Genomic DNA, 20,932 nt, shown 5'->3' with positions numbered 1-20,932 from the left:
CATGAAATTCGACTTTGAATCCCTCTCTTCCGAGCCGCTGTTTTACATGCTCATGCACAGCGGTGCCTTTGTCGGGGTGCTGGGGGCCGTCTTCTTCATCGTCGGCCTGCTGTTTGGCTATGCCACCTGGGGGCGCTACAAGCGGCAGACGCGCCAGTTGCTCCGCGAGGCTGAGGGCATGAAGGACGAAATCGCCGGCCTTAAGCGCAAGATCGGCGACCACTCCGTCAAATCCGGGCCCGCAGTCGCCATGGCCACCGAAACCATTCACATGCCGAAGCAGGAGAGCTCGGCTGCCGCCGGGGCCGTCCCCGCCATCACGGCGGAAACCATCACCACCAGCGACCTTCGCCTGCCAGAGGAGCCGCCCGCCGAGGCGCCCGTCACAAAGCTGCCGCCGAAGCCTCAGGCAAATGTCATCAAGGCCAAGGTTCCCAGGCCGCCCGAGCCTTCAGCGGCCACGAGCGCTCCGCAGCACGTAGCGAAAGCAGAAGCACCGCCGCCCGCCTCGGAACCGGGCGCGACTCCGCCAGAAGTCGCCACCGCACCCATCGCTGCATCCGCCTCTGTCCCCCCGCCGCCTGCCCGGCATGCCTCGCCGCTGGCTGCCATCATCGCCACGCCACACGACAAAGAGGAATCCGAGGGCGCGGCGGCGGAGGCACCGCAGCCTCCCGAAGGACTGGTGCCCGCCGACACCATTCCTGCGCTGACCGATCTTCCTCCCATCACACCGCTCCCTGCGGTGGAGATCAAGCCGGTGGTCGATCCCCGCCTGGGCCTCATTTACAAAAACAGGCCCGTGAAGACGGACGACCTCACCGCGCTGAAAGGCATCGCGAAGGTGCTGGAGCAGCGCCTGCATGAATTTGGCATCTACACCTACGCGCAGATCGCCGCGTGGAACGAAGACCAGGTGAAGGAGTTTTCCACCCGCCTTGCCTTCAAGGACCGCATCCAGCGCGAACACTGGGTGGAGCAGGCCCGTGAGCTGGCGGCGCAACAGACGGCTCCCTCAGCCTGAGCGTCTGGTGTCGGGCATAAGGTGGTTCGCACATTCCGTTTGCGGTGTTCGAAGGTCTTTTGCGCCTGCATGCGCAACCGCGGCGGCTGCCCTGGGTTGGAAGCGGTCATGAGCACGCGCCTTCTCCTCTCGGTTTGTTTGTTTCCCCTGGTCATCCAAGCCGCTGACTGGCCGCGCTTTCGCGGGCCCAATGGCAGCGGCATCGCTGCAGATGACAAGCCGGTGCCGGTGGAATGGAGCGCCACGAAGAATCTCAAGTGGAAGACCGCCCTGCCTGGCCCAGGTTCCTCCAGCCCCATCGTGGTGGGAGACCGCGTTTTTGTCACCTGCTGGAGCGGCTATGCCACGGAGGGCCAGCAGTCTGCAGGAGACATCACCGCCCTGGTGCGGCATCTCATCTGTGTGGACCGCGGCACAGGCAAAATCTTGTGGGACCGCACCGTGCCAGCCAAGCAGCCGGAGGAGCGCTACGGCGGCATGTTTGCGCAGAACGGTTATGCCAGCCATACACCCGTCTCCGATGGCAAGAGCGTCTTCGCCTTCTTCGGTAAATCCGGCGTCCATGCCTTCGACATGGAGGGCAAACCTCTCTGGCAGGCGGATGTGGGAGACTGGGACGACCGCCGGGGCTGGGGCAGCGCCTCCAGCCCCATCCTGCATGGAGATGTGCTGATCGTTCCCGCGTTGGTGGAAAGCCAGGCCCTGTATGGCTTCGACAAAAACAGCGGCAAACAACTCTGGAAAGCGCCCTCCGAAGGCTTCGCCAGCACCTGGGGCACACCGGTCGTGGTGGAGGTGGAAGGCCGCGCCGATCTCGCCCTCGCGGTGCCCGGAGAGGTATGGGGCTTCAATCCCGACACCGGCAAGCTGCGCTGGTATGCCCAGGGCCTGCAAAGCGACTCCGTCTGCAACAGCGTCGTGACCGATGGCAAAACCATCTTTGCCATGAGCGAGCGCGGCGGCGGCTCCGTGGCCATCAAGGCCGGAGGGAAGGGGGACGTCAGCGCCACCCACACCCTGTGGACCGGCTCCAATGGCGCCCGCATTTCCACGCCCATCCTGTGGGAGGACCGCCTCTTCTGGATCAGCGGCTCCGTCGCCAACTGCCGGGATGCCAAAACCGGTGCTGAAGTTTATACCGAGCGCATCGCTTCCACCGGCGGTGACGCCACTCAAGGCGGCGGCAATCAAGGCTTCGGTGGCGGCGGCGGACGTCGCGGCGGTGGTGGCGGCATGGGCGGCGGAGATTACGCCTCGCCCGTCGCCGCAAACGGACACCTCTACCACGTCGGTCGTCGCGGTGAAGTCCTCGTCATCAAGCTCGGCCCCAAGTTCGAACTCATCTCCCGCAACAAGATCGAAGGCGACACCTCCGACCACAGCGCCACCCCCGCCATCAGCAACGGCCAGTTGTTTCTGCGTTCCGCAAAGACGCTGTATTGCATCGGGGAGTGAGGAGGCTCATAATTCGCGGGTCTTTGTGAACTCGTGAATGAACCGGCTCATTCTGTTTTGGCTTCTTTGCACCTCTGCGCTTTCGGCTCAGGATCTCACTCCGTTCCTGGCGCCTGATCTTGCGGATGGCTTCGACTTTCCCGTGGGCGGAGCTGATGGCACGGCAGGCTACAAGGACCTCGCCACCCGCCGATGGTACAAAAGCTGGAAAGTGGATGAGACGGTCATAGACGCCCTCGCTCTGGAAGCGCGTGAAACATGGAATGGCAGCGGAGGCGGCGAGACAGATGCCAACCAGCCGGTGCATGCCATGGCAGGCGGGACCGTGACGGAGGTGAAGGACGGCGAGGTCTGGGTTGAGCACCGGTTTCTCGAAAACGGCCAGCCGCAGCGTGTGCTGACCGGCTATGCAGGCATTCATCACTGTGATCTCAAGCCTGGCGATACCGTGAAGCGGCGCCAGCGCATCGCCCAGATCGCACCCGGAAAAGATGGCGGTCACGCGCAGCTCGTTGTCACATTGCGTCATCGTCTTTTCGCCGAAGCAGCCACCTGGCCGATGAGTGTTTCAAAGTTCATCCGCAGCCATGCACGCCTGCTGGTGCCGGCGAAAGAAGAGCGCGTGGTCATCGCGATCAAGCATGCCTACCAGCTTCATGTCTGTGAGAAAGGGCAGGTGAAGCACACCCTGCCCATCGCCCTGGGGCAGCGTGGCTGGGAACGGAAAACCATGGATGGCGACAACGGCACACCCGTGGGCGAATACCGCATCACTCAAAAATCCAAAGGCCCCTTTGATGGCGGCTTCGGTGCCTATCTCGGCGCCGCATGGCTGCGCCTGAACTACCCCAACGCCTACGACGCGCGCACCGCCCTCAGTGAGGAGCGCATCACCCAAAAGCAGCACGACCAGATCGCCGCCGCCGCGAAGCAGGGCGCCATGTCACCCCGCGGCACTCCGCTGGGAGACGGCATCGGCATCCACGGCTGGATCAGCGACTGGCCCGACGGCCCCAACCACCTCACCTGGGGCTGCATCAGCCTCCGCAAAGCCGACCTCCTCCAGCTCCACGACCTCGTCCGCAACGGCACTCGGGTTTTGATCGTGCCGTAAAAATCATCAGGCCTCTTTTCAACCACTAGGCGCAAACAGCGAGAAAACTGTTTTCTGCAAATGGCGCTCCATGAACACCCGCCGCCTGGGGAGCGCGGGCCTCCGAGCCCGCAGCACTCCGCAGACAGAGAACGCCCCGGGTTGTTTGGCGTCTATCGAAACTCTGCCGATGTCGCAGCGATGAAAGAGCAGCGTGAAATCAATGCACATGCATGCTCCAACCTCTGAGCCATCACTCAAGCCTTGGATCAGCATCGGCAAAGGTGGCGTCGCGCACCTTCGGGGCACCCAATCCCTTCCAACCAACTTTGCTAGAAGTGGGAGGCGTCCAAGCTTTTGGACTTGGTTCTGGACGAACTCGAAACAGCTTCCTTGGAGGATGGGTCCGACTCTTAATCATATCCACAATTGTCCCACTCGATCCATCGAGGTCAAGAAGCGCCTCACCGCCACTCATGCTTCGGATACCTCCCCCGCAACTGCGCCTTCACCGCCGGATACCCCTCTCTCCAGAACCTCCCGAGATCCCCCGTTGTCTGGATCGGCCTCTGTGCCGGCGATAGCAGGTGTACCGTCACGCTGATGCGCCCCGCAGCCACCTTGGGATTTTCGTTCACGTCATACATCTGCTGCAGCACCACGCTCACGCTCGGCGGCTGCTTTTCATCATAAACGATTCGGGCCGTCTTGCCATTTTTGAGCGGGTAGCGTTCAGGCGCATACTTGTCTAGCATCTCGCGCTGCGAGTGACTCAGCCACTGGTGCAGGGCAGGGAAGATGTCTTTGTCCTTGAGCTGACGGTAAGCGATGGCACCGGTGCACACCTGCTCGATGATCAAATGCCGGTCCTCCTCACCGATGGCCGGGATCTCCAAATCAGGCATCCACTTGGAAAGGCAGTTCACGCGCGTGATCCACTGCTCCACTTTCTCATTCCAATTCGTGAGCTGCAGCCGCCCCGCGATCACCTCAGCAGCCAGCAAACTCGCAGCCGTCGATTCATCCGGTTCGCCGCGCTCGCGGCTGCTGAGCACGAGGCTGCGGAAGCGCACCTCCTCCAGATTCATGACACGGCGGTTCACCGCATCATACGCGGCGCGGTTCCCGGTGGTGAAATCCTCGGGGAAAAGCTCGCGCAGCCACTCTTCCTCAATGCGCGTGCAGTTGTTGAGCTGCACCGTCAGCGCCTTGCCCTGCACCTCCACGATTTCAGAGGCCACGATCAGCCGCGGCGGCCGGATGTGCGCATCCTTGCCCAAATGCCCGCTGTAACCACCCGCGAGGCGGTAGATGCGGCTCCCAGTGCTGGTCTCCACTCCAAGATGATCGCTAAATGCCGCGAGCAAGGTTTTCGCGAGCGCCACCGGATCGGCCACCTCATCATTGATCGGCAGCCCCGAGCGCTTCGCCAGTTGCAGAAACTGATCCGCACTGCGCGCCGCCTCGCGCGAAGCGTTGGCGTGGATGCCGTAGCGCGCGCACTCGTCGGCATTGAAGTTCAGCGCATCCGCCCGCGCAAAGGCGCGCAGGATCGCCTGAAACTCGGTGATGTCGTCATGCTCCCATAGATCCTCGTTTTTGTGCGAGGCATTGTTTTTGCCCACCAGCAAAATGTCGCGCCCCTGCGCCGCGGCGGCGCACAGCGTGGCCTCCCGCAGGCAGCCAAACTGCGCCGCCGCCAGCAGCATGCGTGAAAAGCGCGGATGCAGCGGAAACCGGCTCATCTGTTTTCCCAGCGCCGTGATGCGCCCTTCGTTATCCAGCGCACCCAGATCATGCAGCATGTTCTCCGCACGCGCCTGCGAGGCCGGCGTGGGCGCTTCAAACCAGTCAAACGGCTCGCGCGCCAGCACACGCAGCGCCAGCAGGGCCTCGCTCAAATCCAGACGCTGCACCTCAGGCAGTTCGCTCTCAGGCCGCAGCAGATGCTCCCGCTGCGTCCACAGCCGCACCGCGATGCCGGGCCCCAGTCGCCCCGCGCGTCCCGCACGCTGCTCCGCAGAGGCGCGGCTGATCTTCTGCACCGTCAGCGTGTTGATGCCGCGCCGCGGATCATAAGATGCCGTTCGCGCCAGGCCGCCATCCACCACGGCGCGCACGCCTTCAATCGTCAGCGATGTTTCCGCCACGTTCGTACTCACAATGATCTTCGGCTGCTCACCCGGCGTCACCGCCGCATCCTGATCCTGCGGCGTCAGCTCCCCATGAAGAGGCACCACGCGGCGACCACGAGCAAAGCTGCGCCCCTGAATCGCCGCGATGGTCTTGCGGATCTCATGCCCACCCGGCATGAAGACCAGCATGTCTCCGCTGAATCCCGGGGAATTCGCCAAATCCTCACACGCACGCGCCGCCTGATCCCAGATCGGTTCGGGATACCCCGTCTTGAGCTGCAACGGCGCCTGATAATGCACCTCCACCGGAAACGTGCGGCCCGCCGACTCCAGCAGCTTCGAAGGCTGCATGAAGTCCACCAGCGGCCCCGGCACCAGCGTGGCAGACATGACCACGATCTTCAAATCCGGCCGCCGCGTGCGCTGAAGCTGCCGCGCAAAGGCCAGCACCAGATCCCCATCCAGATGCCGCTCATGAAATTCATCGATCACAATGCAACCCACGCGCTCCAGTTGCGGGTCCTCCAGCATCTGCCGCAGCATCACCCCTTCGGTCACATAGCTCAGCCGCGTCTCCTTGCTGGTGATGTTTTCAAACCGCACCTGATAGCCCACCTCGCCGCCCAGCCGTGCATTCCTCTCCCGCGCCACCCGCTGCGCCAGCATGCGCGCGGCAATGCGCCGTGGCTGCAGCACGATGCAGCGCTTCCCCTCCGGCAGCAGCCCGGAGTCCAGCACAAACTGCGGGATCTGCGTGGACTTGCCCGACCCCGTCGGCGCCTTGATCAAAAGATTCGGCAGCGCCGGATCCAGCAGCGCGGCGGTGAAGGACTGGCGGAGTTCAAAGATGGGAAGCGTGGCAGGGCTGGACATGGACACCAAGGGAGTGCCCCATCTTGCCCCTGAAATATAGCGATTTCAGCGGCGGAATTGTAGAACGAACTTCGAAGTTCGTTCTCCTGGTGCGGCCGCGTCTTCCACAAAGCGCAATGCCGCCCCTCACCCAGCCTCTCCCCGAAGCAAACACTCACCAATCACGCTTAGGGCGGGGAGAGGAGAATCGCTTTTGGGCGATTTAGAACTCAGTCGGAGTGGCAACGCGAACCTCCTCTCCCCGCCCCTGGCTTCATAGCTCTGGGCATCCTTCGGGGAGAGGTCGGGTGAGGGGTGGAACGGAGCCTTTCTGAGCTGTGGCTGTCTCAGCTCCACGGACATCAATAGTGATCTCAGAAGTTCGCTCTACGCCTCAATAATTCAGCGTCAGCATCCAGTACGCAAAGTCCGCATCATCACTCGGCCCCGTCGCCGCCAGATACGCCCCCGCAAAAAAGTGCGAATACCCAAAAAGCATGTCCAAATGCGGCGTCAGCTTCGCGCTCACAGTGAAGTCCAGCTCGCACCCGGCGTGGCTGTTCGCATTCGGATTGATCGCACGCACCCGTGTCGTCCCATTGGCGCGGTACCACGCATCGCCCGTGGTGGTCAGCCAGAAGGAGTGAAAATCCAGCGTCGTCTTCACCTTCGGGTGCGGCTGCGCGGCCATGCGCAGCACGAGATTCTGCATGTTCTGCCACGAGAAGGTGTCCATGAATCCATACGGCGGATGGTTCGTGGGAAAGAGGTTTTGAAACGTGTGCACATGGCCGTCATTCGGGTCGCTGTCGCCGCTGCCTGCGCTGTACTCCAGGGCGAGGCGTGGCTTCCACGAGTGTTTGAGCCAGTTGTAGCCACCCTCCAGATGGTAGGCATAGGCCGTGAGGGATTTGCCGCTGAGCTGCCCCGCCTGGCCCACCAGCTCCACCGTGTAGTCCCAGCCTCCCAGTTTGGTGGGATCGCCTTTGTGCCGCGTGCCCAGCGTGACGAAGTTGGACACCCCCGTCGCGTTCTCCTCATGCAGATGAAAGGCGTAAAGATCCGTCGCCTGAAAGGGCAGAAACTGGCTGCTGAAATACAGGCCGCTGAAGAACTGGTTGCGCGTGCTGCTGTCATTGATCCAGTCGGACAGATTGAGCTGCGAGCGCCGGATGGCCACCACGCTGGAGGTGAAGGCATCCAGCCACCACGTCGGCGCCTGGTAGTGCAGCTTCACCGCGTCAAAGGTGCGGCTGAAGTTCTGCCACTCCAGCGGCCCCACCAGCCGCTCATCGCCGTAGCTCAGCACCTGCCGGCCCATCTTCACGCTCAGCCCTTTCGCACGTCCGAGTTCAATGCTGGCCAGCCGCAGGTCAAAGGTGTCGTCTCCTTCCGCGCCGTTTTGCAGCGGCACATTGGCGCGCTTCGAAAAGGCCTCCCGCGTATCCTGTCCCTGCACCGCGATCTTGATCCAGTCCTCCGGCTGCCACTCCACGCCCAGGCGCACCCGCATCAGCAGAAAGGTGTCGTCCGTCACCGCATTGCGGCTGGAGTCAAAGTCAAAGGTGTTGTTGCGCGTCTCCGCACGGGTGCGGGCCTGGAAGTTCCATTTGAGCTGATCTGCGATGCCTTCGCCCATGGCGGAAACGGCGGCGCATAGGCTGAGGAGCAGAATCGGGAGTCGCATGCCGCCGATGGTTCTGCATTCGCTTTGGTAATTAAAGTAGAATTTCGACATGGTTTTGATGCCGGATTGTTATCGACGCAAAAATGAAAAAGACGAGACTGTGGCGATGCCGCGCCGGCATGGAAACGATAGCGAAATGAGATTTTAGTTATGCCGGTCTGCTACGTATTGATCTCTGCCAACCAACCTCTCTTCCTCTCATGACCTACGACGCGCTCATCATCGGTGCAGGCCCCTCGGGCTCCTCGGCTGCGGCCATCCTGGCTGAATACGGCCACAAGGTGCTCATTCTGGAGCGCGAAAAATTTCCGCGCTATCACATCGGCGAGTCGCTCATTCCCTTCACCTACGGTCCTTTGGAACGGCTGGGGATGATCCCGAAGATGAAGAAGTCCCACTTTGTGAAAAAGTACAGCGTGGCCTTCGTGCAGCCCAGCGGCAAGGCTTCGCAGCCCTTCTACTTTTTCAACCGCTATGACCGCGAGAGCGTGGCGCAGACCTGGCAGGTGCTGCGCTCGGAGTTTGACCAGATGCTGCTCGACAATGCCCGCGAAAAGGGCGCGGAGGTGAAGGAAGAAACGACCGTGCTGGAGCTCCTGCGTGAAGACGGCAAAGTCGTCGGCGCCCGTGCCAAGGACAAAGACGGCAACGTCTCCGAATACCGCGCCAAGATCACCCTCGACTGCACCGGCAAGGAGGCCTTCACCGCCACCCGCAACGGCTGGCGCATGCGCGACCCTTACCTCAACAAAGTCGCCGTCTGGACCTACTACAAAGGCTCCACCCGCGAGCCCGGCATCGATGAAGGCCAGACCATGGTGGCCTACATCCCGGACAAAGGCTGGTTCTGGCACATCCCGCAGCATGACGACATGGTCAGTGTGGGCGTGGTGGCGGAAGGCAAGTACCTCACCCGCGGCGGCGTGAAAGATCCGAAGGAGATCTTCAACCGCGAGGTGGAGGAAAACCTCTGGATCAAGGAGCATCTCGGCACCGGGGTCTCCAATGGCGAATACCGCATCATCAGCGAGTACTCGCACCACGCCCGCCACTGCGCCAGCCCCGGCCTTCTCCTGGTCGGAGATGCCTTTGCCTTCCTGGATCCCGTCTTCAGCAGCGGCGTCATGCTCGCGCTGAAGTGCGGCGTGCTCTCCGCTGAAACGATTCATCAGGGCCTGCTGGAAAACGATCTGTCTCCCGCGCGTTTCGCGGGCTACGGCGCCGCCATTCGTGAGGGTGTGGAGAACATGCGCAAGCTCGTTTACGCCTTCTATAATCCCGCCTTCTCCTTCCGCGAAGTCATCAAGCGCTTCCCCGATGCCGCGGGCGCCATCACCGACTGCCTCTCCGGCGATGTGAACAAAGACTTCACCGTGCTGTGGAATCAGATCCGCGAGTTCGTGCCGCTGCCGGAAGACCTGCCCTACGGCGAGCCTCTCGCTGCGTGATCGGCGGCCGGTTTGTTTAATTCATGGCCTGTCCCCCCAAACTGATCCGCTGATGAAACGCACCGCCACCTTCTACATCGTTACCATTGCCCTCGTAGGTCTCGGCATCTTTGCCGTGCTGCATCTGGGGGCCGGCCTGCCGGCCCCGCAGGCCGGAGCAGAGCTGCTGCACAGCACCGCTGCCAAGGCCAAGCCCGCCGGAGATCCCGCTGCGGCCTCGATGTTCTCGGCGCTCAGGGAAAACTTGAACGAGCCCCTGAGCCATCTCTTCGTGCAGTTGCTCGTCATCATCGCCGCGTCGCGGCTGGCCGGCACGCTGTTCGCGCGCTGCGGACAGCCCTCTGTGGTGGGGGAGATGGCGGCCGGCATTCTGCTGGGGCCTTCGTTGTTCGGCATGCTGGCGCCGGACGCGTTTCAGTTTGTGTTTCCCGCGACCTCCCTCGCCGTGCTCAAAATGCTCAGCCAGATCGGCGTCTGCCTGTTCATGTTCGTCGTGGGCATGGAGCTGGACACCGGGCATGTGCGCAAAAAGGCGGACGTGGCCGTGGTCGTCAGCCATGCCAGCATTGTGCTGCCGTATTTCCTCGGCGTGCTGCTGGCCTACTTCACCTACAGCCATCTCGCGCAGCCGGGGGCCAGCTTCACGGCCTTCGCGCTCTTCATGGGCATCTCCATGAGCATCACCGCCTTCCCGGTGCTGGCGCGCATTCTGCAGGAGCGCGGCCTCACCAGGACCTTTCTCGGCAGCACCGCCATCACCTGCGCCGCCGTGGATGACGTCACGGCCTGGAGCATCCTCGCCTTCGTGGTCGCCATTGCGCGTGCCACGAGTGTGGGCGCTTCCGCGTTTTGCCTCATGCTCGTCTTCGTGTTCATCGCCCTCATGATCTGGGGCGTCCGCCCGGCCCTGCCGCGCTGGTTTGGCAAGGCCATGCAAGAAGGCTCGGAGCCCTCCAAAGGCGTGCTCGCCACCGTCATCTGCGTGGTCGTGGGGGCGGCGCTGGCCACCGAAATCATCGGCATTCACGCCCTCTTCGGCGCCTTCCTCGCCGGCGCCATCATGCCGGAGACTGGCGGCTTCCGGCACAAGCTGACCGTGCGCATTGAAAACTTCAGCTCCGTGCTCCTGCTGCCGCTGTTCTTTGCCTTCACCGGCCTGCGCACGCAGGTCGGCCTGCTCAATGACGTTCAGGGCTGGCTCCTCTGCCTCGGCATCATTGCCGTCGCCACCGTGGGCAAGCTGGGCGGCAGCGCCATCGCCGCCCGCTGGAGCGGCATGCGCTGGAGCGAGTCCCTGCAGCTCGGTGCGCTCATGAACACCCGCGGGCTGATGGAGCTCATCGCGTTGAACATCGGCTATGACATGGGCATCCTCTCGCCCCGCATCTTCACCATGCTCGTCATCATGGCCCTGGCCACCACCATGCTCACAGGTCCGCTGCTCACATTGTTTGGCAGCAGGCAGATGGTGCTGGACAAACTGCCCTCGCCGTCTCCTTCGTGAGGGAAATCCCCATTTCCCCTATGAACGCGCCGGACTCCTCTCTGCCACCACCCGCCAACGTAACGCAGCCTGAGAACGTGAGCACCTATGACGTCATCGTCATGGGCGGCGCTCTCTCCGGCGCCGCCACCGCCACCCTGCTGCTGCGCCACAATCCCGGCATCCGCGTCGTCATTCTCGAAAAGAACGAAAAGCTCGGCCGCCGTGTCGGCGAGGCCACCGTGGAGGTCAGCGCCTACTTCATGGGCAAGGTCCTCGGCCTCACGCAGTACCTGAACGAGAATCACATCTGCAAGCAGGGCCTGCGCTTCTGGTTTGCCAACAAGGACACCGCCTCCATCGCCGAGGCCAGCGAGCTCGGCTCCAAGTACCAGGTGAAGCTGCCCTCCTATCAGCTCGACCGCTCCACCTTTGATGAAGAAGTGCTGCGCCGCGCCTGCGCCGCCGGTGCCACACTGCTGCGCCCGGTCACCATCAGCAGCGTGCAGCTTGAAAACGGCGGCCTGCAGACCGTCACCTATAAACAGGGAGATACCACCCACACCGTGAAGGCACGCTGGATCGTGGATGCCTCCGGCGTGGCCGCGCTCATCGCCCGCAAGAACGGCTGGTGGAAGTCCAACTTCGAGCACCCCACCACCGCCGCATGGTCGCGCTGGAAAGGCGTGCGCGACTGGGACGGCCGCGAGCTCGCGGAAAAATACCCCGAATGGTCCGGCGCCCTCTACTGCGTGCGCGGCACCGCCACCAATCACGTCATTGGCGATGGCTGGTGGAGCTGGTGGATTCCCCTCAAAGGCGGAGACATGAGCGTGGGCGTGGTCTTTGACCAGCGCGTCGTCGATTTCCCGCAGGATGGCGGCAAGGTGGCCGAGCGCCTGAAGACCTTCCTCATGAAGCACCCCGTCGCGCGCGATCTCCTGGAGAACGCGCAGTTCGATGAGAGCGATGTCCACTGGCGCAAGAACCTCGCCTACTACAGCACCACCTTCGCCGGAGACGGCTTCGTGCTCGTGGGGGACGCCGCCGCCTTCATGGACCCCTTCTACAGCCCCGGCATGGACTGGATCTCCTACACCACCAGCAGCGCGGCAAATCTCATCACACAGCAGCGCAAAGGCGCCTCCATGGGCGAGCTCGTGCCTCAGTACAATCACACCTTCTCCACCAGCCACCGCTGCTGGTTCCGCGCCCTCTACAAGGACAAGTATGAATACATGGGCGAGTTCGATCTCATGGACCTCGCCTACCGCCTCGATCTCGGCCTCTACTACTGGGGCGTGGCGCGCCATCCCTTTGAGCAGGGCGACAAAGCCCTCTACGTGCCGCCCTTCGCCACCGGAGAAGGCTTCGTTTACAAGATCATGAGCACCTACAACCGGCGCTTCGCTCAGATCGCCCGCCGCCGCCGCCGTGACAAGGAGCTGGGAAAAACAAACCGCAACAACCGCAGCCTCATCACCGGCTTCAAGATTCACCGCAACGACGCCATCAAGCTCTTCGGCATGCTCGCCGAGTGGGCCCTGCTGGAAATCCGCGAAGGCTGGCGCAGTTGGGGAGAAACCGCCGCAGACGTCACCGCCTCCCACCTCCCCGAAAAAACCAAAGCCGCCCCCGAGCCCGCTCCCGCCATGGCGTGACATGGCGAATGTAGGACAGGTGTGGCGACAGCCCGCCTGTCTGCGGGTGTGTGTGGCAGACACCACGATTCCCGCGCTCCTCAAGGTCACGCGGCACGCTTCACGCGAGTCCCGCTACCCCTTGGGCACCAGCTTCTTCAAATCCTCCGGCAGCCAGGCGCGCAGCATGGGCCCCGTGGTCGCCGTGGTGACCAGGCACATGATGATGAACATGGTGAAGAGCTTGTCATTGAGCAGGCCCAGATCCTTGCCCACGCTGATGGCGATCAGGCCCATCAGCGCCCGCGTGTTCATCAATGCGCCGATGGACAGGCTGTCGCGCCAGGTGGCCCCGGCCCAGCGCGCACCGATCGTGCATCCTCCGAGCTTGCCGACGACAGCCATGATGGACACCAGCGCGCAGCCTATCCAGGCGGTCGCATTGTCGAAGGATCCGATTTTGGTGTTCAGTCCCGTGTTGGTAAAAAAGATGGGCACGAGGGCGATGATGACGAAGTCCGCAAAACGCTCACGCCACGCTTTGACGAGCGACGCCTCCGAGTGCAGCGCCACACCGAGCGCGAAGGCTCCAAAGATGGCGAAGATGCCCAGCTTGCTGGTGATGAGGGCGGAGACAAACAAGGTGCAGAGCAGCACCGCAAAATAGCCGGGCGTGAAAGTCTCCGTCTTGTGGGTCGCGCACTGCTTGCGCCAGGCTTTGATGAGCAGAGGGCCGACGACTTTCATCAAAACGACAAAGTAGAGGAGAATGAGCGCCACCTGCCCGAGGAAGGGAAGCCAGGAAAAATTGTCGCCTCTTTTGATGATCGCCGTGGCGACGCCAAGGAAGACCCAGCCCACGGCATCGTCGATGGCGGCGGCACTGATGGATGTGGCTCCCAGCGCGGTGCGCTCCAGTTTCATCTCAAGCAGGATGCGTCCCATGATCGGCAGCGCGGAGATGGACAGCGCAATGCAGACAAACATCTGGAAGCCAAACATGGGCAGCTCCGGTGCGAAGGTGCGGTGCAGCCAGGGGGCGATCGCCAGCCCCCCGAGCAATGGCGCGAGCATTCCCATGAACGACGATGCAACGACGACCTTGGACTTGGACCGCAGATGCGAGAAATCGAATTCCATTCCAACCTGGAACAGCATGAGCAGCAGGCCGATCTTTGCCAGAAGCGCCAGCGGCCCCTTCACCTCTTCCGGGAAGATGAAACTGACAAACTCGGGTGCAAACAATCCGATGAACGATGGCCCCAGCAGCAATCCGGCCGCGATTTCACCCACAGCGAGCGGTTGACCGATGCGGCGGCACAGGCGGCCCACCAGCCACGAGGCGGCGATGATGACGATCCAACTGACCAGTACCAGCTTGAGTGTGTCTTCGATTTTGGCAGGATTCATGCAGCGTGATTCATGCGCCGGGCCCACGGTAGCGGAAATAGACTTTTGCTATGACTTCAATGCCGATCCGGTATAGAAAACAGCCATCATGGAACTCCGTCATCTCCGTTATTTTCAGGCCGTGGCCGAGGATCTCAGCTTCTCACGAGCGGCACGCCGGCTGCGCATCGCCCAGCCGGCGCTGAGCCGCGCGGTGCAGGAGCTCGAGCGGGAGCTGGGCGCCCAGCTCATCGAGCGGGAGCGGCGCTCACCTCGCCTCACCCCCGCCGGGGCCGTGCTCCTGCACGAAACAGGCCTCTTGCTTGAGCGGCTGGACGACGCCCTGCGCCGCGTGCGCCGCACCGCGAAGGGGGAGGAGGGCGAACTGCGGCTCGGTTACATCGGCCCCCCCACCCGCATGTTTCTGGCACGGCTGCTCAAGGAGTACGCCAGGCGTTTCCCACGCGTGACGGTGATCCTGGAGGAACGCACCCCCGAGCGTGTTTGGGAGATGGTGTCCAAGGGCCGCCTGTCCATCGGCCTCACGCGTCCGGTGCTCGCGCATGATGCTCTCGGCTTGCAGACGCTGCTGCTGCGGGAGGAGAAATTCTGCGCCGCCGTGCCGCAGGATCATCCCTGGGCAAAGCTGGCCTCGCTGCCGTGGAAAAAACTCGCCGGAGAGCCTCTCATCATTCTCGCCCGGCGGGAGGGGGCCGGCTCGCACGATGCCATCCAATCCGCCTGCCATGCCGCCGGCTTTGCGCCTCGTGTAAAACACACCCCCAGCCTCATCGGCACCATCTTGCAATACGTCGAGGCCGGTGCCGGCATCGGCGTGGTGCCGGAGAGCACCGCCAGCAAAAATCTCGTGCTCATTCCCCTCAAGCCCCAGCAGACCATCCCGCTGGTGATGGTCTGGGCGAAGGAAGGAGATGATCCCGCCGTAGCAGGATTTCGCGATCTCGTGCGCGAGTGGCTGAAGGATGGGCGGCTGTGGGCGTGAAGGAACAAAGTCCGGAATCGTCCTCGTCCTCCTACTCGAACTCGTCCTCGCTCAAACCGCCTTCGCAATCCGAGCGAATTCCCAAACTCCACCAAAGCACCGAAAAGGGACATCCTCCGGCCCTCTAAAATCAAAAATCGATTGCTCGACAATCGTCAATCCTCCGGCCCACAAGCGTCCAGGCCATGCACGATTGACGATTGATGAACAATCGATTTTTGATTTCAGAACGTCCAGGCCAGCACCAAAGGCAGCGCTACGACATTCAACGGCCTCAGGCGTAGGGACCTCCGCCCCTGAAAACCGTTGCGCCCACGCCCCGCCGGTGCTCCTTTCGCACCCCGCCAGAAGACCCTTTGCCTTCTGGCATTCGTCATTCCTCATTCTGATTTCGTCATCCCCCCTATGTCCACCGACGCCAAAAACGCCATCGCTCAAATGGAGAAAATCGTTTCCCTCTGCAAGCGCCGCGGTTTCATCTTTCAAAGCAGCGAGATCTACGGCGGCTGCGGCGGTGTCTGGGACTACGGCCCTCTGGGCGCCGAGCTGAAGCGCAACCTGCGCAACGTCTGGTGGAACACCATGACCCGCGAGCGTGAAGACGTACTGGGCCTGGACGCCAGCATCCTCATGAACCCGGCCATCTGGAAAGCCAGCGGCCACGTGGACACCTTCGCCGACCTCATGCGCGAGTGCTCCCTGACCAACAAGCGCGTCCGTGCGGACCATGTGGAGCCGCAGGACGGCGTCGTCATGAACTACAGCGGAGCCAAGTCCCCCACGGGCTGGAAGCTCGCCCGCCCCATTTCTGTGCTCATGAAAAAAGGCGAGCACATCGAGAGTCTCCGCAAGCGCGTGCGCACCCTCATCGCCTCCAATGCTGGCGAGGCCGCGGGCAAGGTGGAGGAGATCGAACTCCTCGACGAAGCCAAGGGAGACACCCTGGAGCGCACCATCGACTTCCACCCCGAAACCGGCGGTGCTCTCGGCGATGCACGCCCCTTCAATCTCATGCTCAAGACCTACCTCGGCCCCACCGCGACCGAGGCGGACGTCACCTACCTGCGCCCCGAAACCGCGCAGGCCATCTTCGCGCAGTTCAAAAACGTGTATGACTCCAGCCGCATGAAGGTGCCCTTCGGCATCGGCCAGATCGGCAAGGCCTTCCGCAACGAAGTCACACCGAAAAACTTCACCTTCCGCAGCCGCGAGTTTGAGCAGATGGAGCTCGAATTCTTCATCAAGCCCGACGAAGCCGTGGAGATCATCTCCGGCAAAGTTGACACCTGGAGCGAAGGTGCCGACCTCAGCGAGCCCAAGCCCAACTGGGGCTGGCAGATGTGGCACCGCTACTGGGTCGATCAGCGCACCAAATTCTACGAAGGCATCGGCCTCGGCGACGTGCTGGAGTACTACTGGCAGACCCCCGAAGACCTCGCCCACTACGCCCGCGCCTGCGTGGACATCTTGTGCGAGTTCCCCTTTGGCACCGAAGAACTCGAAGGCATCGCCGCCCGCGGCGACTTCGACCTCTCCGCCCACCAGACCGCCAGCACCAAGTCCCAGGAAATCTTCGACGAAGAACTCAAGACCGCCGCTGCGAAGCTCACAGCCGAACAAAAAGATGCCCTGCGTGCTCGCAAGCAGGAAGAAGGCCGTAACACCGTCAAGAAGAAGGCTGAGAAGGAGCGTCGTGAGCCGACGGCGGATGACTTCGCTGCAATGGAGAAGTCGATGAACTATTTCTGCGATCGTTTGTTCGCAGGCAACTACGTCCCCCACGTCATCGAGCCCTCCGCCGGCCTCGACCGCATGGCCCTCGCCGTCATCGCCAAGGCCTTCTCTGAAACCGAGAAGGTGGATGAGAAAGGCAAGAAGGAGATCATCACCGTCCTGCGCCTGCATCCGCGCGTCGCTCCCATCAAAGTCGGCGTCTTCCCGCTGCTCAAGAACAAGCCCGAACTCGTCGCCAAGGCCCGCGAAGTCTATGCCCTCCTCAAGAAGCACATGAACTGCTTCTACGACGAGACCGCCTCCATCGGCCGCCGCTACGCCCGCCAGGACGAAGCCGGCACCCCCTTCGGCGTCACCATCGACTTCGAAACCTGCGGCGAAAAAGGCCCCGAACTCGCCGACACCGTCACCCTCCGCCACCGCGACAGCGGCGAGCAGGAGCGCGTGAAGATCACCGACCTTCTCGGCAAACTGCTGCCGCTGGTCTCGTGACAGCAGATTGGCGCGTCAATGGCTTGGTCTGCCAGTCATTGACGCGTGTACTGATTTTTCAATCATCGGTCTCAAACCAAAAATGTCCTGCGTGGCAGGGCAAGATGGAGTCCTTCCGTTTCAACCTGGAGCTCCGCTGCGCGATGGAAACAGGCGATTCCGAAGACGGAGAACAGGTGACTCGATGAGAATGGACATGGTCATGCCAAACAGGATGGCGCCTCCCAAATACAGGATGGCATAAACTGGCCAGCGAAGGTCCTCCTGAAAACGTCTGGCAAGAGGGGAGGCGCCGAGGATGGCCACCGGCATATGCCACAAATAGATGGAGTATGAATGCGAGCCGATGCAGGCCATGGCCCGGCCAAAGCCTGAAACGGATGCCGGAGAACCTAGTGCAGAGACGAGAAGGCAGCCGCCGCCGATGTAAAACAACGTCAGACCATAAGTGTAGATGAACGGCGTCGTCTCCAGCGGCAGGCAGAACGCCGGTGAAAGCAGCAGTACGCCGGCCCCAAGCAGCCCGTGACGGAACCTTTTTGCGAACGCAAGGAAGCTCGCTGGATGACGATGAAATAAGAAGGATAGAAGGACACCAAAGAACAGGCTGTCCAGTCGAAGATGGGTGGGGAACAAATGGGTTTTATTGTCGTACGCGGCATGCGTACCTAAAAGGCGCAGAGTCAGGCAGACCATGGCGGCGACAAGGAAGGCTGCGGGAATCGAAGAAAAGGCGTGCCCGGCGCGGCGTTTGCACAGCAGGAAAAATCCGAAGGCCAGCAGCAGGTAGAAATGCTCCTCAACCGCAAGCGACCAGGTGTAGTTCCATAGCGACGGGCCATAGTTTTGCACGAAAGCGAGTTCGGAGAGGAGTTCCGCCCAGAGCGGTTCACTGCTGTGGCGAACGAACCTCCCAACAAAAGTCACGCCGATAAGCAGCCAGAAGGGCGGGTAGATTTTGAAGCCACGTCGGATCAAGAAGCGGCCGATGCGAAGCTGACGGTATTTTTCGTATTCGCTGAACAAAAGTCCTGAGACAAGAAAACCACTGAGCACAAAGAAAAGATCCACACCTGCCCACCCGCCCTGCCACCAGACGTGTGTGATGTCGTGCAGCCATGTGCTGGTGGTCTCTGGACATTCCGTCATATGGCGTCCCAGCACGAGCAGCACTGCCACGCTTCTAAGAATGTCGATCTGCGGAAAGCGACTTGGGATGGGGGGATGCATTGTTTCCGTGAGGAAGTTTTCGAGTGAGGTCAACGAAACGCAGGAAGGGAGTCGTCGGCCTGGGAATTGCAGAAACCAAATCCCTGTTCCTCACGCCATCATCCTCAGCGCCAGATATGGGACCAGATTCAGCATGACGATCGCGATCTTATAAAACCCGATGCCTCCATAGTGAATGGCGTCGAATTGTGCCGCTGACAGACGAAACCACCGCGCATGCAGCCCGTGAAGGAAATCGTGCGCCAGAACGAAGGCAAGGAACCACAGCACGAGGATGACGTAGTTGATGCCGAGGCACCACAAAAGGAATGAGCGGAGCGTTTCAATGGTCATGGGAAAAACAATCACCTGCCTGCTGCTTTGTCAGGCGCTTTGTGACTTCGGAGCCTGTTCGCAAGCCTTATCCCCCGGGCAACGCTGTCAAATCGGGCCCCACAAACCCACGTTTCGCCTCCTCAGACATCAGCCGCTCCCGCGAATAAAACAGCAGCGGCGTGCGCTTGTCACAGAGCTGCGTCTGCGCATCAAAGAAGGCATCGGCACTCTCCGCTGGCCCAAACTGGCGCAGCGCCGCATCCACCAGCCGCAGCCACACCTGCGTCAGCGTTTCGTGGTAACCACCCGTGGGCGTGTTCACGATGCTATGCGCCGCGTTGTACGCCTGGATGCCGCTGCGCAGGCGCTCCAGCGCTTCTGGGAAAGGAAGCCGCAGCAGGTAGAGATAGGCCACCTTCAGGTGCGCACGGTGGTTCCACTGCTCCCGCAGCAGGGATTGATCCTCGAAACGGCGGAGATGTTCTGCGTCGTTCATGGCTCCGCACCTGCTCTGACTCCCGGCTCCCCAGGAAGCTTTTCAGCAGCCTTCTGTCTTCCTGGGGACAATTGAACGGGACATCGTGGCGGCAGGAAAAGCCCCGCCGCCCAAATCATTTTTCAAGTTGTTTGACCTTGATGGTCTTGACGGTCACTTCGGAACCATGCGAGGGGAAGACACTCACCGGATTGTCGATTTTGGAGTAGTCACCTGTGTGCTCAAACCGAAGTTTGCCATCGACATAGATGGACTGCTGATTTGGCAGGACGACCCACCGGATGGTCACGTATTTGTTGTTTGGGATGAGTCCCGCGCCCGCTTTATGCTGGCCATTGGCCGGGCCACCACCTATGCGAAGCTGGGTCTTCCCTCCCTCCCAGTTAAAGATCACTTCGTTAGCCGCATAGCTCAGGCGGAGGTTGGTGGAATCAGTCTTGGCTTCAATGATGATCTCAACCGGTGGCTTGAAAGTCGCCTTGGTGGTGGCGGTCTCATTTCCTTTGAGCTTTCTGGGTGAACCACCCCGCTCCATTAGCATTCCCATGTGCTCGGTGAAGCCGTCGGATTCAACGGCATGCAAAAGGCATGAGGCTGAGACGATGATAAGTGTCAGAGCTGCGTATTTTTTCATAGTGAAACAAGCTAACAAGCCATCGGGTACGGCATAAGTCTTTAAACCTGAGTTTTATGACCAGCCGGGTGTATCGTACATGAAAGGTTCCCGATCACGCAAGATTTATTTCATGGTCGTTAGACCGGGCTCAACACCAGAACGCTTCGGGAGATCTCGTAAATAGACGGAGTACGGGATGGCTATGCGCTCCAGAAGGCGACAGGACATCCCCCTTGAGACAGCTCTGCCTCACATCTCCAAGAAGTTCTTCAGCAGCTTCTTACCTTCCTGGGTGAGGATGGATTCGGGGTGAAACTGCACGCCGTGGATGGGGAGCTCTTTGTGGCGCAGGCCCATGATCTCTGACTCATCATCGCTGGAGGTGGCGGTGATGGCGAGGCAGTCGGGGAGGGTGTCGCGCTTGACGAGCAGGGAGTGGTAACGGGTGGCTTCGAAGGGCATGGGGAGGCCTTTGAAGACGGATTCTCCCTGGTGATTGATGAGGGAGGTTTTGCCGTGCATGAGGCGTCCGGCGCGGACGACTTCGCCGCCGAAGACGTGGCCGATGGCCTGGTGACCGAGGCAGACGCCTAGGAGGGGGGTGGATTTGCCGAAGCGTTCGATGACGGCGCAGCTGATGCCGGCTTCCTTGGGGGTGCAGGGGCCGGGGGAGATGCAGATGTGGTCTGGATTGAGCTTAGTTATCTCATCCAGAGTGACTTGGTCGTTGCGGCGGATTTCCATGACGGCTCCCATCTCGCCGAAGTATTGGACGAGGTTGTAGGTGAAGGAGTCGTAGTTGTCGATGATGAGAAGCATGGGGTAAATGGCTGAATTTCA

At 61.5% G+C, this 20,932-nt stretch carries 16 protein-coding genes; 8 read left to right on the top strand and 8 right to left on the bottom strand.

The annotated features are described in order from the left end of the window. Position 1 precedes the first annotated feature (1 nt). The 3 genes from ACILSQ_RS28370 to ACILSQ_RS28360 all read left to right on the top strand — a co-directional run bounded on the left by ACILSQ_RS28370 (position 2) and on the right by ACILSQ_RS28360 (position 3,593). Positions 2-1,024, top strand: coding sequence for a hypothetical protein (locus ACILSQ_RS28370; protein WP_395747072.1), 1,023 nt, complete (start codon positions 2-4; stop codon positions 1,022-1,024). Positions 1,025-1,132: 108 nt separating this feature from the next. Beyond that, positions 1,133-2,479: a PQQ-binding-like beta-propeller repeat protein gene (locus tag ACILSQ_RS28365; RefSeq protein WP_395747071.1), complete on the top strand. Its 1,347-nt coding sequence runs from the start codon at positions 1,133-1,135 to the stop codon at positions 2,477-2,479. 37 nt (positions 2,480-2,516) lie between these two features. Beyond that, positions 2,517-3,593 (top strand): L,D-transpeptidase family protein, encoded by a 1,077-nt coding sequence (locus tag ACILSQ_RS28360; RefSeq protein WP_395747070.1) that lies wholly within the window; start codon positions 2,517-2,519, stop codon positions 3,591-3,593. 443 nt (positions 3,594-4,036) lie between these two features. Here ACILSQ_RS28360 and hrpB read toward each other — a convergent pair whose 3' ends face one another. Next, positions 4,037-6,580, bottom strand: a complete 2,544-nt coding sequence (hrpB, locus tag ACILSQ_RS28355) for an ATP-dependent helicase HrpB (protein WP_395747069.1) — start codon at positions 6,578-6,580, stop codon at positions 4,037-4,039. A gap of 373 nt (positions 6,581-6,953) precedes the next feature. After that, positions 6,954-8,246 carry an alginate export family protein gene (locus ACILSQ_RS28350; RefSeq protein ID WP_395747068.1) on the bottom strand — a complete coding sequence of 431 codons (1,293 nt, stop codon included), beginning with the start codon at positions 8,244-8,246 and terminating at the stop codon, positions 6,954-6,956. 200 nt (positions 8,247-8,446) lie between these two features. On the opposite strand from ACILSQ_RS28350, the gene ACILSQ_RS28345 reads away from it, so the two are divergent. From ACILSQ_RS28345 to ACILSQ_RS28335, 3 genes are read left to right on the top strand one after another with little or no spacing between them, the layout of a single operon-like run. Then, the gene (locus ACILSQ_RS28345) at positions 8,447-9,694 is read left to right on the top strand and encodes an NAD(P)/FAD-dependent oxidoreductase (RefSeq protein WP_395747067.1); all 1,248 of its coding nucleotides are present in this window, start codon (positions 8,447-8,449) and stop codon (positions 9,692-9,694) included. Between the two features lie 52 nt (positions 9,695-9,746). Continuing rightward, on the top strand, positions 9,747-11,198 hold the full coding sequence (locus ACILSQ_RS28340; protein ID WP_395747066.1) for a cation:proton antiporter: 1,452 nt from the start codon (positions 9,747-9,749) through the stop codon (positions 11,196-11,198). A 20-nt stretch (positions 11,199-11,218) separates the two neighbouring features. Further along, positions 11,219-12,838, top strand: a complete 1,620-nt coding sequence (locus tag ACILSQ_RS28335; RefSeq protein ID WP_395747065.1) for an NAD(P)/FAD-dependent oxidoreductase — start codon at positions 11,219-11,221, stop codon at positions 12,836-12,838. 114 nt (positions 12,839-12,952) lie between these two features. Here the strand turns inward: ACILSQ_RS28335 and ACILSQ_RS28330 are convergent, their stop codons facing one another. Next, on the bottom strand, positions 12,953-14,227 hold the full coding sequence (locus tag ACILSQ_RS28330) for a cation:proton antiporter (RefSeq protein WP_395747064.1): 1,275 nt from the start codon (positions 14,225-14,227) through the stop codon (positions 12,953-12,955). A gap of 88 nt (positions 14,228-14,315) precedes the next feature. Here ACILSQ_RS28330 and ACILSQ_RS28325 point away from each other — a divergent pair, with 88 nt between their 5' ends. Together ACILSQ_RS28325 and ACILSQ_RS28320 are read left to right on the top strand one after the other, a co-directional pair. After that, positions 14,316-15,209 (top strand): LysR family transcriptional regulator, encoded by an 894-nt coding sequence (locus ACILSQ_RS28325; protein ID WP_395747063.1) that lies wholly within the window; start codon positions 14,316-14,318, stop codon positions 15,207-15,209. A 405-nt stretch (positions 15,210-15,614) separates the two neighbouring features. Continuing rightward, complete coding sequence (locus ACILSQ_RS28320; RefSeq protein WP_395747062.1) at positions 15,615-17,435, top strand: glycine--tRNA ligase; 1,821 nt, start codon at positions 15,615-15,617, stop codon at positions 17,433-17,435. Between the two features lie 120 nt (positions 17,436-17,555). Here ACILSQ_RS28320 and ACILSQ_RS28315 read toward each other — a convergent pair whose 3' ends face one another. The 5 genes from ACILSQ_RS28315 to ACILSQ_RS28295 all read right to left on the bottom strand — a co-directional run bounded on the left by ACILSQ_RS28315 (position 17,556) and on the right by ACILSQ_RS28295 (position 20,911). Further along, complete coding sequence (locus ACILSQ_RS28315) at positions 17,556-18,665, bottom strand: acyltransferase family protein (RefSeq protein ID WP_395747061.1); 1,110 nt, start codon at positions 18,663-18,665, stop codon at positions 17,556-17,558. Positions 18,666-18,755: 90 nt separating this feature from the next. After that, positions 18,756-18,998: a DUF6868 family protein gene (locus ACILSQ_RS28310; RefSeq protein WP_395747060.1), complete on the bottom strand. Its 243-nt coding sequence runs from the start codon at positions 18,996-18,998 to the stop codon at positions 18,756-18,758. Between the two features lie 67 nt (positions 18,999-19,065). Beyond that, complete coding sequence (locus ACILSQ_RS28305) at positions 19,066-19,476, bottom strand: hypothetical protein (protein ID WP_395747059.1); 411 nt, start codon at positions 19,474-19,476, stop codon at positions 19,066-19,068. A 115-nt stretch (positions 19,477-19,591) separates the two neighbouring features. Further along, on the bottom strand, positions 19,592-20,110 hold the full coding sequence (locus ACILSQ_RS28300; RefSeq protein WP_395747058.1) for a hypothetical protein: 519 nt from the start codon (positions 20,108-20,110) through the stop codon (positions 19,592-19,594). A 231-nt stretch (positions 20,111-20,341) separates the two neighbouring features. Beyond that, positions 20,342-20,911 carry an anthranilate synthase component II gene (locus tag ACILSQ_RS28295; protein ID WP_395747057.1) on the bottom strand — a complete coding sequence of 190 codons (570 nt, stop codon included), beginning with the start codon at positions 20,909-20,911 and terminating at the stop codon, positions 20,342-20,344. Positions 20,912-20,932 lie beyond the last annotated feature (21 nt).

The organism is Prosthecobacter sp., from assembly GCF_044227185.1.
GTDB lineage: Bacteria > Verrucomicrobiota > Verrucomicrobiia > Verrucomicrobiales > Verrucomicrobiaceae > Prosthecobacter.
Note: the sequence above shows the minus strand (reverse complement) of the source record. Positions and strands in the feature narration are given on the sequence as shown.